Raw genomic sequence first — 13,173 nt, 5'->3', positions numbered from 1 at the left:
GATATTAGTTGCTCAGAATTTTAACATACGCACTGGCGCGCTGTTCCTGCATCCAGGTTGCCGCTTCTTCAGAGAATTTGCGGTTCATCAGCATGCGGTATGCACGATCTTTCTGCGCGGCGTCGGTTCTGTCGACCTGACGGCTATCCAGCAGTTCGATCAGATGCCAGCCGAAGGAGGAGTGCACCGGTCCGCTGGTCTGCCCTTTGTTCAGACGCATCAGCGCATCGCGGAATGCCGGATCGAAGATGTCCGGCGTCGCCCAACCTAAATCACCGCCCTGGTTTGCTGAACCCGGATCTTCAGAGAACGCTTTCGCCGCTTTGGCGAAGGTGGTTTTCCCGCTCTTAATGTCAGCCGCGATCTGTTCCAGTTTGGCCTGGGCCTGGGCATCATTCATGATCGGCGACGGCTTAAGCAGAATATGACGGGCATGCACTTCGGTGACGGAGATGTTCTGAGTCCCGCCGCGCAGGTCGTTGACTTTCAGAATGTGGAAGCCGACGCCAGAGCGGATCGGGCCGACGATATCCCCTTTTTTGGCGGTGCTTAACGCCTGGGCGAAAATACCAGGCAGCTCCTGGATACGACCCCAGCCCATCTGGCCTCCCTTCAGCGCCTGTTGGTCAGCGGAGTAGGTGATGGCCAGTTTACCGAAGTTAGCGCCGTTGCGCGCTTGTTCAACGATGGCATTTGCTTGCTCCTGAGCTGCGGCAACTTCATCCGCGGTCGGGTTTTCCGCCAGCGGGATCAGGATGTGGCTCAGGTTAAGCTCGGTGCTGGCATCGTTCTGGTCGCCAATCTGTTTTGCCAGCGCTTCGACTTCCTGCGGCAGCACGGTGATACGGCGACGCACTTCATTGTTACGCACTTCCGAAATCAGCATCTCTTTGCGGATCTGGCTACGGTAGGTGTTGTAGTTGATGCCTTCATAGGCCAGACGGCTGCGCATCTGATCCATGGTCATGTTGTTTTGTTTGGCGATGTTGGCGATGGCCTGATCGAGCTGGTCGTCAGAGACCTTCACGCCCATCTTCTGCCCCAACTGCAATACGATCTGGTCCATGATCAGTCTTTCGAGGATTTGATGGCGCAGTGTCGCGTCATCCGGCAGCTGTTGGCCAGCCTGACCCGCATTGAGCTTAACTGATTGCATCAAACCATCGACGTCGCTTTCCAGCACGACGCCATTATTGACGACGGCCGCTACTTTATCGACCACCTGAGGGGCAGCGAAACTGGTATTCGCGATCATGGCGATACCGAGAAGCAGCGTTTTCCAGTTCTTCATACTTTTTCCATTTCAATTAACCGCAAATGCGGACGATGTTGTAAACCAGCCGCATCACAGGGAGCTCTGGTACGGTAAAATGTTCGAACGCAGCATCTGCTGGGTGCCGAGGCCGTAGTTAGAGCTCAGACCGCGCAATTCAATATTGATTCCGAAGGTGTTGTCGTATTTGCTCTCGCCGCCGTTGTTGTTGCTATCCCAGCCGTTGACTTTACGTTCGTAGCCAAGACGGATGGCGTAGCAGCAGGAGTTATACTGAACACCCAACATCTGGTTTGCTGCTTTCCGGGTATTGGTATCGAAGTAGTATGCCCCGACCACGGACCAGCGATCGACGATCGGCCAACTGGCGGTCATCCCCACCTGCGAAATACCCTGTTTATATTGTGCCGCCGTGGAATATGAAGGCAGTGTAGCCTGAATATATTCCGGGCTGGCGTAACGATAGTTAAGCTGGACTAAGCGGTTTTCATCGCGACGGTATTCAATGGTGCCGTTACCGGTGGCGACGTTATCCAGACGGGTGTCGTACTGGATCCCTCCGCGTAAACCCCAGTCATCGGCGATGCGCCAGTAGGTATCGCCGGCCCATACTAGTGAACCCGTGGTGTCGTTGTTCTCCCAGTTGATGTTGTCATCACCGGTGCGTGACTCGGTGAAATAGTAGATTTGACCAACGGAAATATTAAAACGTTCCACGGCGGCGGCATCATACACGCGAGAGGTGATGCCGGTAGTGACCTGGTTGGCTGACGCGATGCGGTCCAGACCGCTATAGGTACGGTCGCGGAACAGGCCGGTGTAGTCCGACTGCAATAGCGTGGAGTCGTAGCTACCGATTTCACTCTGATCGCGGTACGGCACGTACAGATACTGCATGCGCGGTTCCAGCGTTTGGGTGAATCCCTCCTGCAGGTCGCGTTCAAAGACCATTTTACCGTCGATTTTAAACTGCGGCATTACGCGGCTGACAGACTCTTTGTAGTCAGTGCCGTTGGCGGCGTTGTACTTATCGAGGTTACTCTGCTGGTAGTGGGTCGCCAGCAGCTTGGCTTCAGTATTCAGACTGCCCCAGGCGTTGGACAGCGGCAGGTTGATCGTCGGTTCGAGGTGAACGCGGGTCGCTTCCGGCATGTTGTTATTCGAGTTAACAAAATGGGCGACCTGACCGTACAGATGGGTATCGAACGGGCCGACATCGTTCTGGTAGTAGTTGATGTCGAGCTGCGGCTCAGCCGAGTAGGAGTTGCTCGATTCCCGGTCAAAGACCTGGAACTGCTTGGTCGATACCGTCGCGTCAAAGTTCTGATTGACGTAACCGGCGCTGAATTTCTGCGTCGCATAGCCGTCGGTACTGGAACCATATTTCGAGCTGAAATCGTTGAAGTAGTCAGGATCGCTGACCTTGGTGTAGTCAGCGTTCAGACGCCATACCTGATCGATAACCCCGGAGTGGTTCCAGTAGAACAGCCAGCGGCGGCTGTTGCTGTCGCTCGAGTGATCGTCTTCGTAGACTTTATCCGACGGCAGGTAGTCGAATTCAGTTAAGCCGCTGCCGAGCTGGGTCAGGTAGCGGAATTCGTTTTCCCACATCACGCCGCCGCGTTTGTTCATATAGTGCGGGGTGATGGTGGCATCGAAGTTCGGCGCAATGTTCCAGTAGTACGGCAGGGAGAATTCCACACCGTTTTTGGTACTGTATTTGGCGTTCGGGATCAGGAAACCGGAACGACGTTTGTCGCCCACCGGCAACTGCAGGTAAGGGCTGTAGAAAATCGGTACTGAGCCCAGCTTAAAGCGGGCGTTCCAGATCTCGGCAACCTGCTCTTCACGGTCGTGGATGACTTCGCTGCCCACGACGCTCCAGGTGTCGGAGCCCGGCAGACAGGAGGTAAAGCTGCCATTTTCCAGAATGGTATAGCGGTTTTCGCCGCGCTGTTTCATCAGGTCCGCCGTGCCGCGTCCCTGGCGTCCGACCATTTGATAATCGCCCTGCCAGACGTTGGTATCTTTGGTGTTCAGGTTTGACCAGGCTTTAGGCCCTTTGAGGATCACCTGGTTATCGTCGTAATGGACGTTGCCCAGCGCATCCACCGTTCGCACCGGTTGCGCCTGGCCCGCGGCCTGCTGCTGATGCAGCTGCACTTCGTCGGCACGCAGGCGGCTGTTCCCCTGGTTAATATCGACGTTGCCGGTGAAGACGGCATTATCCGGGTAGTTGCCCTTCGCATGATCGGCGTTAATCGTCACCGGCAGATCGCCAGGCCGCCCTTCCACGAGCGGACGATCAAAGCTTGGCACGCCAAGCATACATTGCGTTGCGAGATCGGCAGCGAGGCCTTGTTGGCTATACAAGGCGCTGGCAATCATCGTAGCCAGGAGGCTGGGAATACGTTTTTTCATACGTTGTATTTATTGTTCCATCATCTTGTGGCAGCGGCTTGCAAACGGTCAGAGCCTAACTTACTCAACATTATCACGCTAGTGTTAATCCTGCCCGTTTCGAGCCCGAGCGTTAGGCACCCTGTTGAATGACGAGTATGATAAAGCAAATTATAGGCTATGTCCCACAATTGACCGAGGCGCGAGTGCCGGGTAACGTGCGGTCATATTCGAGCTTAACGGCGATAAACAGTTGGGGAGTCTATGCAGTATTTGGGTAAAGTGATTGGCGTGGCAGTGGCTTTGCTGATGGGCGGTGGGTTTTGGGGTGTCGTGCTCGGCTTCCTGGTGGGCCATATGTTTGACCGGGCGCGCAGTCGCCGGTTGAATCTCTTCGCCAATCAACAGGAACGCCAGTCGCTCTTCTTTTCCACCACCTTTGAAGTGATGGGGCATCTGACCAAATCCAAGGGTCGCGTCACCGAAGCTGATATTCATGTCGCCAATGTGCTGATGGATCGCATGAACCTGCACGGCGCATCGCGTACGGCGGCGCAGCAGGCGTTTCGCGACGGCAAGGCCGACAACTATCCGCTGCGCGAGAAGATGCGTCAGCTGCGCAGCGTCTGCTTTGGGCGCTTCGATCTGATTCGGATGTTTCTGGAAATTCAGCTGCAGGCGGCGTTCGCTGACGGCGAATTGCACCCCAACGAACGTGAAGTGCTGTTCGTCATCGCTGACGAGCTTGGCATCTCCCGCGCCCAGTTCGATCAATTCCTGCGGATGATGCAGGGCGGCGCCCAGTTTGGCGGCGGTTCGCAGCAGCAATCGTATGGTCAGCACGGCGGCAATGCCGGCTGGCAGCAGGCGCAGCGCGGGCCAACCCTCGAAGATGCCTGCAATGTGCTGGGGGTGAAACCGACCGATGACGCGGCGACGGTGAAGCGCGCCTATCGTAAGCTGATGAACGAACATCATCCGGACAAGCTAGTGGCGAAAGGGCTGCCGCCGGAGATGATGGAGATGGCCAAACAGAAAGCTCAGGAGATCCAGAAGGCCTGGGAGCTGATCAAAGAGCAGCGCGGCTTCTGAGTTTTCCCGCCCCTCCCGTCCGGCGAGGGGTTTTAGTTTTTAGGCTGTGCGCGTCGGTACAGCCGCCGCGGATGGCCGATTTTTCCATACAGCATCTCCACTTCCAGAAAGCCGGTCTCGACACCGTGTTCCAGATAGCGCCGGGCGGTGGTTTTGCTGAGCCCGGCGGCGCTGACCACCTCATCGACGGAAAAACAGTGTGCTTCCCGGCCGCTAAACAATCCCTGCACCAGCGCCAGCGTCTTCTCTTCAATGCCCTTACTGCCGCTATCCACGCGGAAGTTCTTCGCCTGCAGTTGGTAGAGAGAATCGACGTTCTGCTGATCGACGATTTTCCATTCCCGCTGCTGATCGTAAAACTGGATAAAGCGCTCAAGCGACTGGCTCAGCCGCTTCCAGGAGACGGGCTTAAGGATATAGTCGAAGGCGCCGTTGCGGATGGCCAGGCTGCAGGTTTCCATATCGCTGGCGGCGGTGATAAAGATCACTGAGCAATGGGTGGTTGCCAGCACCGGGTCGGTCATCAGCGTGACGCCTTTGCCGTCCGGTAAATAGTTATCCAGCAGCACCAGCTGCGGCGGACTGGCGTGGAGCAACTGCCGCGCCTGAGCGAGGGAGGCCGCCATGCCTGCCAGCCGCAGTCGCGGGTGTTTTTGCACAAGCTCGGCGTGCAGGCGCGCCAGCTCGCTCTCATCTTCAATGATCAGCACATCGACCAGGTCATGATGCATTGTGGGCCTCCGTTTGCGGACAGGCGGGGGCGTCGGCCGGGATAAACAGGGTGAAGATGGTTCCCCGCGGCGCGTTGTCGGCGACTTCGATGGTGCCGCCCGCCTGAGTGACATAATGTTCAATAAGATACAAACCAATGCCGTGATCGCCACGGGTTTTGGTGGTCACGCCGCGTTCAAAAATGCGGTCGCGAATATCGGGACGAATGCCGACGCCGCGGTCAGCCACTTCGATGATCAGTTCCCGGGCGTTGAGCTGAATCAGCACTTCCACCGGCTCGTGCGGCAGCTCGGCGCGCTGCGTGGCTTCGATGGCGTTATCCAGCAGGTTGCCGATGATGGAGATCAGTTCGGATTCCTTTAACGACGGCAGCGGACGATCGATACGACAGGCCGGGTCGAAGCTCAGGACCACGCCTTTTTCGCGGGCGCGGGTCGCTTTGCCCAACAGCAGGCCGCACAGCGTCGGCGAGTGGAAGTGCGAGGAGATGAAGTCCAGCAGCTCCTGGGCATGCTCCGACTGGGCCTGAATATAGCGGATCGCTTCGTCATAGTGACCCATATGCAGCAGACCGGAGAGGGTGGTCATCCGGTTGAGCTGTTCGTGGCGCATGATGCGCAGGTTGTCGACATAGCGCTTCACCTGGCTGAGCTGGGCGGTGAGGGCATTGATTTCGTTGCGGTCGCGGAAGGTGATCACCCAGCCCTGCAGCGTATTCTCCAGCATAATGCGCACCCGGCTGGCGAGCACGGTCAGCTGGTTGAAGCGGCACAGCTCGTCATGAGTGTCATGCTCGAGCATGTCGCCGCTGGCGAAAAACGGCTGCGGCGAAATGACGCTGTCGATTGACTGGCCGCGCAGCTGACGGGCAGGCTGGCTGAGCCCCAGCAGGCTGCGGGCGGCATGGTTAATCACCTCAATGCGCCGCTGGTGATCGATGACGATCACCCCTTCAAAGATCGACTCCATCATTGCCTTTTGCTGACGTACCAGCAGGCCTATCTCCCGCGGCTCGAGCGAAAAAATCTGCTTCTTGATGCTGCGGGTAAAGTACCAGGAGAAGATAAACAGGGCGATGAGCAGCAGGATGGCGGCGATAAAAATATTGATCACTTTGGTCAGCGTGATGCTGTCGAGATAGCTGGTGAGGTAGCCAACGGAGACAATGCCGATCACCTGCCCCTCGTCATCGACGATGGGCGTTTTGCTGCGCAGCGAGACGCCGAGGCCGCCTTTGCGAATGGTGGTGATGGAGTGCCCCTCCAGCACCGCCTGATTGTCGCCGCCGACCAGCCGCGTACCAACCCACTCCGGATGGACGGAGTGAAACAGATGCACGCCCTGCCGATCGCCGATGACGATAAAACTGGCGTCGCTATGGGCGGCGATTTGCTGCATAAACGCCCGGATCGCCTGCGGATCGTGCTGGCTGACCTGCTGACGCAAATTTGGCATCAGGGCTATCTCTTCAGCCTGAATTTTGGCCCGGCCACTCATCTCCTGATACAGCTGGCGGCTGGCGTCAAAATAATAATAAATGCCCAGCGCTATAAAGAGGACCGAGAAAAAGGCGACCAGCGAAATAAACAGCTTATATTGAAAAGAGAGCTTCATAGGTCCCGTACTGCGTATTCACCATACCGGCACTCTATCATTTTTCTGTCACGTGACGTAAATGTTAAGAAGAAGTTGTGATCGCCTGCGCAGGCGCTGGCTGTCGGCGGGGGACTCAGTGGAAATAACGCGTCAGGGAGAATAAAAACCATAAAAACCACAATAATAAATCAGAGATATATCACCCCTTAGCGGTTCCGTGAATAGAAACCATAAAAACCATAGTGACCATTAAAACTTCTTTTTTAATCTGGGGAGCTTCACATTAACGACGCCGCTGTCCCTTTACGCTGAAAATGAATAATAACGACAGGGCTGAATTTATGAGCACCACAGACAATGCATTCTCTGCAACCCTTGAACCGATCAATACGCCGAAAACCACGCTGAAGCAGCGCTGGTGGCACATCATGGATAACTGGAAGGTAGGGATCGTCCCGCTGCCGCTGTTTTTGCTGGCCGGGGGGCTGATTGCCCTCGACTGCCTTGGCGGTAAACTGCCGAGCGATATCGTGGTGATGGTGGCCACCCTGGCTTTCTTTGGCTTCGCCTGCGGCGAGTTTGGTAAGCGCCTGCCGGTGCTGGGAAAACTCGGCGCGGCGGCGATCTGCGCCACTTTTATTCCTTCCGCGCTGGTCCATTACGGTCTGCTGCCGGATGTGGTTGTGGAATCCACCACCAAATTCTATAAATCCACCAATATCCTCTATCTCTACATCTGCTGCATCATCGTCGGCAGCATCATGAGTATGAACCGTACCACGCTGATTCAGGGCTTTCTGAAGATCTTCTTCCCGATGCTGTGCGGCGAAGTGGTTGGCATGCTGGTGGGCATCGGCGTCGGCACGCTGCTGGGCATGGAGCCGTTCCAGGTGTTCTTCTTTATCGTGCTGCCGATCATGGCCGGTGGCGTGGGGGAAGGGGCGATCCCGCTGTCAATGGGTTACGCCGCGCTGATGCATATGGAGCAGGGCGTGGCGCTGGGCCGGATATTGCCGATGGTGATGCTCGGCAGTCTGACGGCGATCGTTATCTCCGGCTGCCTCAACCAGCTCGGCAAGCGCTCCCCGCATCTCACCGGTGAAGGGCAACTGATGCCGAACCGCAGCAATGAAACCCGTAGCCTCGGCGAGAGCGAAGGCGTGAGCGGCAAAACCGACGTCGGGACCCTGGCCTCCGGCGCGCTGCTGGCGGTGCTGCTGTATATGATGGGGATGCTTGGCCACAAACTGATTGGCCTGCCGGCGCCGGTGGGCATGCTGTTCCTCGCGGTGCTGTTAAAGCTGGCTAACGTGGTTTCTCCACGCCTGCAGGAGGGATCGCAGATGGTGTATAAATTCTTCCGCACCGCGGTGACTTACCCGATCCTCTTTGCCGTCGGCGTGGCGATCACCCCGTGGCAGGAACTGGTAAACGCCTTCACGCTGACCAACCTGCTGGTGATTGTCAGTACCGTCTCGGCGCTGGTGGCGACCGGGTTCTTTGTGGGTAAAAAAATAGGGATGCACCCGATCGATGTGGCGATTGTCTCCTGTTGCCAGAGCGGGCAGGGCGGCACCGGCGATGTGGCGATCCTGACCGCCGGTAACCGCATGAGCCTGATGCCGTTCGCGCAGATCGCTACCCGCATCGGCGGGGCGATAAATGTCTCGCTGGGACTGCTGTTCCTCAGCCACTATCTGGCGTGATTAAACGCTGCGCTAAGCGATAAATCTGCCATTTTCCGCTACAGAACGCAGAAAATATCTGCGTTCTGTATCCTAAATGCTCCGCATTTAGCGTTACAATCAGCGCGCGATCGGCTATCGCATCCATCATCATGACAGCCCAGGCGCTGTCGCATTTATCATATGTAGGAGAGGAATTAATGTCAGTGGATACTCCCGCCCAGGCGGGCGTCAGCATCGATGCATTGCTGGCGGCGAAAGAGCAGCGTGCAGCCCGCCAGGCTGACTGGCTGGCCCATTATCAGCAGCCTGTTATTTCCCTGACCCTGGTGACCCCGGGGGCGGTGAAAGACAGCATTCGCTATCGCAACATGATGGGCGTTGCCCTCCAGGCCTGCGACCAGCTGCTGTGGAAGCACCGCTGGCAAGCGCTGGATCGTCAGGTGCTGTGGTTGCCGACCGGGCCCGAAGCGCTGTGGTGCGTGGCGCACCCGGCCAGCGAAATCAAAGCGATGTGCAGCACGCTGGAGCAGAGCCATCCGCTGGGACGCCTGTGGGATATCGATGTGATCTGTCCACAGAACGGGCAGGTGGGACGTCAGTCGCTGGGTGAGTCGCAGCGCCGCTGTCTGCTGTGTGATGAGCCGGCGCACGCCTGCGCGCGCAGCCGTCGCCACGACACCGATCTCGTCGTGGCGCGCGTTGAGCAGATGATTGATGCGTGGTTTGCCCGCGACTAACGGGTCAGTATTCCCCGGCGGCAAGGCGCTACCGGGGACATCCTAAAAATCGACCGGCGCGCGAAAGGTCATCGCGTTGCCGTAGGCAGGGTGGGTGATGGTGAGCGTCTCGGCGTGCAGCAGCAGACGCGGGGCCATCGCCAGCGCCTCCGGCGTGGCATAAAAGCGGTCGCCAAGGATCGGATGCCCCAGCGCCAGCATATGCACGCGCAGCTGATGCGAGCGCCCGGTAATCGGCTTCAGGCGCACGCGGGCGGTGTTGTCCTCCGCGTACTCCAGCACCTCATACTCGGTTTGCGCCGCTTTGCCGGTTTCGTAGCACACCTTCTGCTTTGGCCGGTTCGGCCAGTCGCAAATCAGCGGTAAATCCACCAGACCTTCCGCCGGCTGCGGATGGCCCCAGACGCGGGCGACGTACTGTTTTTTCGGCTCGCGCTCGCGGAACTGACGTTTCAGCTCACGCTCTGCGGCCTTATTCAGCGCCACCACAATCACGCCGCTGGTGGCCATATCAAGGCGATGCACCGATTCGGCCTGCGGGAAGTCGCGCTGAATGCGCGTCATCACGCTGTCTTTATGCTCCTCAAGACGACCGGGTACGGACAACAAGCCGCTCGGCTTGTTGACCACCATGATGTGCTCATCCTGATACAGGATCACCAGCCAGGGATCCTGCGGCGGATTGTAGTTTTCCATCGCCATTTTCGCGTTCCGTTACTGGTGAGTAACGACGATCAGACGCAGCGCGTCCAGACGCCATCCGGCCTGTCCTAACGCCTCCAGCACCTGCTGGCGATTGCTTTCGATGGCCGCCAGTTCGTCGTCACGGATGTTCGGGTTCACCGCCTTCAGCGCTTCGAGACGCGACAGTTCCGCCGTCAGCTTTTCATCGGCTTCGTTACGCGCTGCGTCGATCAGCCCCTGCGCCGCTTTGGCGATCTGCGCTTCGCCCTGTTGCAGAATGGCGTGAACGTCCTGCTGCACCGCGTTGACCAGTTTGCTGCCGGTGTGGCGGTTGACCGCGCTCAGCTGGCGGTTGAAGCTTTCAAATTCCACCTGGCCGGCGAGGTTGTTGCCGTTTTTATCCAGCAGCAGGCGAACCGGGGTCGCCGGCAGGAAGCGGTTAAGCTGCAGCTGCTTCGGCGCCTGCGCTTCGACGACGTAGATCAGCTCCAGCAGCAGGGTGCCGACCGGCAGCGCCTTATTCTTCAGCAGGGAAATGGTGCTGCTGCCGGTATCGCCGGAGAGGATCAGATCCAGACCGTTGCGGATCAGCGGATGTTCCCAGGTGATGAACTGCGCATCTTCACGCGACAGCGCCACGTCACGCTCGAAGGTGATGGTGCAGCCGTCTTCCGGCAGGCCCGGGAAATCCGGGACCAGCATATGGTCGGACGGGGTGAGGACGATCAGGTTTTCACCGCGGTCGTCCTGGTTGATGCCGACGATATCGAACAGGTTCATCGAGAAGGCGATCAGACTGGTGTCGTCATCCTGCTCTTCGATGCTCTCCGCCAGCGCCTGCGCTTTCTCGCCGCCGTTGGAGTGGATCTCCAGCAGACGGTCGCGGCCCTGCTCCAGCTGCGCCTTCAGGGCGTCATGCTGTTGGCGGCAGGATTTGATCAGATCGTCAAAGCCATCGGTGGATTCTGGCGCCGCAAGATAGTTGATCAGTTCATCATGGACGCTGTCGTAGACGGTACGGCCGGTCGGGCAGGTATGTTCGAAGGCGTCGAGCCCTTCGTGATACCAGCGCACCAGCACCGACTGCGCGGTCTTTTCCAGGTATGGAACGTGGATCTGGATATCGTGTGCCTGACCGATACGGTCGAGACGGCCGATACGCTGCTCCAGCAGATCCGGGTTAAATGGCAGGTCGAACATCACCAGGTTGCTGGCGAACTGGAAGTTACGTCCTTCGGAGCCGATTTCGGAGCACAGCAACACCTGCGCGCCGGTGTCTTCTTCGGCAAACCACGCCGCGGCGCGGTCGCGTTCGATAATCGACATCCCTTCATGGAACACCGCGGCGCGGATGCCTTCGCGCTCGCGCAGCACCTGCTCCAGCTGTAGCGCGGTGGCGGCTTTGGCGCAAATCACCAGGACCTTCTGCGAGCGATGGCTGGTCAGGTAGCCCATCAGCCACTCGACGCGCGGGTCGAAGTTCCACCAGGTGCCGGTATCGCCTTCAAATTCCTGATAGATCTGCTCCGGATAGAGCATGTCGCGCGCGCGCTCTTCCGCGGTTTTGCGGGCGCCCATGATGCCAGAGACCTTGATGGCCGTCTGGTACTGGGTCGGCAGCGGCAGACGAATGGTGTGCAGCTCGCGTTTCGGGAAGCCTTTCACGCCGTTACGGGTGTTCCGGAACAGCACGCGGCTGGTGCCGTGGCGGTCCATCAGCATCGAGACCAGCTCCTGGCGCGCGGCCTGAGCGTCTTCGCGATCGCTGTTGGCAGCCTGCAGCAGCGGCTCGATATCCTGCTCGCCGATCAGATCGCCAAGGGTATTGAGTTCGCTATCGCTCAGCGTGTTGCCCGCCAGCAGCAGGGCGACGGCATCGGCGACCGGGCGGTAGTTTTGTTGTTCTTCAACAAACTGGGCAAAATCGTGGAAGCGGTTTGGATCCAGCAGACGCAGGCGCGCAAAGTGGCTCTCCATCCCCAACTGTTCCGGCGTCGCGGTCAGCAGCAGGATGCCCGGCACGCGCTCGGCCAGCTGTTCAATGGCCTGATATTCACGGCTCGGCGCCTCTTCACTCCACACCAGGTGGTGCGCTTCGTCGACCACCATCAGGTCCCATTCGGCGTCGCACAGATGCTCCAGGCGCTGTTTGCTGCGGCGCACGAAGTCTAAAGAGCAGATCACCAGCTGTTCGGTTTCGAACGGGTTGTAGGCATCGTGCTGCGCTTCGGCGTAACGTTCGTCGTCGAACAGCGAGAAACGCAGGTTGAAACGGCGTAGCATTTCCACCAGCCACTGGTGCTGGAGGGTTTCCGGGACCACAATCAGCACGCGCTCGGCGGCGCCGGAGAGCAGCTGCTGGTGCAGGATCATCCCGGCTTCAATGGTTTTACCTAAGCCCACTTCATCGGCCAGCAGGACGCGCGGCGCGTGACGACGGCCCACGTCATGGGCGATGTTCAGCTGATGCGGGATCAGGCTGGTGCGCTGGCCGCGCAGGCCGCTCCACGGCATGCGGTACTGCTCGCTCTGGAACTTACGCGCACGGTAGCGCAGGGCAAAGCGGTCCATACGGTCAATTTGACCGGCAAACAGGCGGTCCTGCGGCTTGCTGAACACCAGTTTGCTGTCGAGCAGCACTTCACGCAGAGTCACGTTCGCTTCCTGGGTGTCCAGGCGAGTACCGGTGTAGGACAGCAGCCCGTTCTCTTCATTCACTTTGTCAACGTGGAGCTGCCAGCCTTCATGGCTGGTAATGGTGTCGCCCGGGTTAAACATCACGCGGGTGATCGGGGAATCGTTGCGAGAGTACAGACGGTTTTCGCCGATGGCGGGGAAAAGGAGAGTGACCATGCGCGCATCCAGCGCTACCACCGTCCCTAATCCTAGTTCGCTCTCTGTGTCGCTAATCCAGCGTTGACCAAGTGTAAAAGGCATATGTGTTCGGCTCTTTGTTCTTTAATTGCAGGCA

9 protein-coding genes are annotated in these 13,173 nt (G+C 58.3%); 3 read left to right on the top strand and 6 right to left on the bottom strand.

Annotated features, from left to right (window positions below):
- Positions 1 to 4: 4 nt before the first annotated feature.
- Together surA and lptD are read right to left on the bottom strand one after the other, a co-directional pair.
- Entirely contained in the window at positions 5 to 1,291 is a 1,287-nt protein-coding gene (gene surA / locus DTA24_RS23920) for a peptidylprolyl isomerase SurA (protein ID WP_008807472.1), read from the bottom strand.
- 54 nt (positions 1,292 to 1,345) lie between these two features.
- The gene (gene lptD / locus DTA24_RS23915; RefSeq protein ID WP_008807471.1) at positions 1,346 to 3,694 is read right to left on the bottom strand and encodes an LPS assembly protein LptD; all 2,349 of its coding nucleotides are present in this window, start codon (positions 3,692 to 3,694) and stop codon (positions 1,346 to 1,348) included.
- A 243-nt stretch (positions 3,695 to 3,937) separates the two neighbouring features.
- Here lptD and djlA point away from each other — a divergent pair, with 243 nt between their 5' ends.
- The gene (gene djlA / locus DTA24_RS23910) at positions 3,938 to 4,765 is read left to right on the top strand and encodes a co-chaperone DjlA (RefSeq protein ID WP_008807470.1); all 828 of its coding nucleotides are present in this window, start codon (positions 3,938 to 3,940) and stop codon (positions 4,763 to 4,765) included.
- 32 nt (positions 4,766 to 4,797) lie between these two features.
- Here the strand turns inward: djlA and DTA24_RS23905 are convergent, their stop codons facing one another.
- Both DTA24_RS23905 and DTA24_RS23900 read right to left on the bottom strand, forming a co-directional pair.
- Positions 4,798 to 5,496: a response regulator gene (locus DTA24_RS23905; RefSeq protein WP_008807469.1), complete on the bottom strand. Its 699-nt coding sequence runs from the start codon at positions 5,494 to 5,496 to the stop codon at positions 4,798 to 4,800.
- The gene (locus DTA24_RS23900) at positions 5,486 to 7,111 is read right to left on the bottom strand and encodes a sensor histidine kinase (RefSeq protein WP_117137964.1); all 1,626 of its coding nucleotides are present in this window, start codon (positions 7,109 to 7,111) and stop codon (positions 5,486 to 5,488) included. The genes DTA24_RS23905 and DTA24_RS23900 overlap by 11 nt, the downstream gene beginning before the upstream one ends.
- A 323-nt stretch (positions 7,112 to 7,434) precedes the next feature.
- Between DTA24_RS23900 and DTA24_RS23895 the strand changes: the two genes are divergently transcribed.
- Positions 7,435 to 8,799 carry a 2-hydroxycarboxylate transporter family protein gene (locus tag DTA24_RS23895; protein WP_008807467.1) on the top strand — a complete coding sequence of 455 codons (1,365 nt, stop codon included), beginning with the start codon at positions 7,435 to 7,437 and terminating at the stop codon, positions 8,797 to 8,799.
- A gap of 179 nt (positions 8,800 to 8,978) precedes the next feature.
- Positions 8,979 to 9,518 (top strand): citrate lyase holo-[acyl-carrier protein] synthase, encoded by a 540-nt coding sequence (gene citX / locus DTA24_RS23885; RefSeq protein ID WP_008807466.1) that lies wholly within the window; start codon positions 8,979 to 8,981, stop codon positions 9,516 to 9,518.
- Positions 9,519 to 9,560: 42 nt separating this feature from the next.
- Here the strand turns inward: citX and rluA are convergent, their stop codons facing one another.
- Complete coding sequence (rluA, locus tag DTA24_RS23880; protein ID WP_008807465.1) at positions 9,561 to 10,220, bottom strand: bifunctional tRNA pseudouridine(32) synthase/23S rRNA pseudouridine(746) synthase RluA; 660 nt, start codon at positions 10,218 to 10,220, stop codon at positions 9,561 to 9,563.
- 12 nt (positions 10,221 to 10,232) lie between these two features.
- The gene (rapA, locus tag DTA24_RS23875; protein WP_016160286.1) at positions 10,233 to 13,139 is read right to left on the bottom strand and encodes an RNA polymerase-associated protein RapA; all 2,907 of its coding nucleotides are present in this window, start codon (positions 13,137 to 13,139) and stop codon (positions 10,233 to 10,235) included.
- Positions 13,140 to 13,173: the final 34 nt, after the last annotated feature.

Origin of the sequence: Klebsiella sp. P1CD1, from assembly GCF_003790505.1 — a bacterium.
In the GTDB taxonomy this organism is placed as follows: Bacteria; Pseudomonadota; Gammaproteobacteria; order Enterobacterales; family Enterobacteriaceae; genus Klebsiella; species Klebsiella variicola.
Note: the sequence above shows the minus strand (reverse complement) of the source record. Positions and strands in the feature narration are given on the sequence as shown.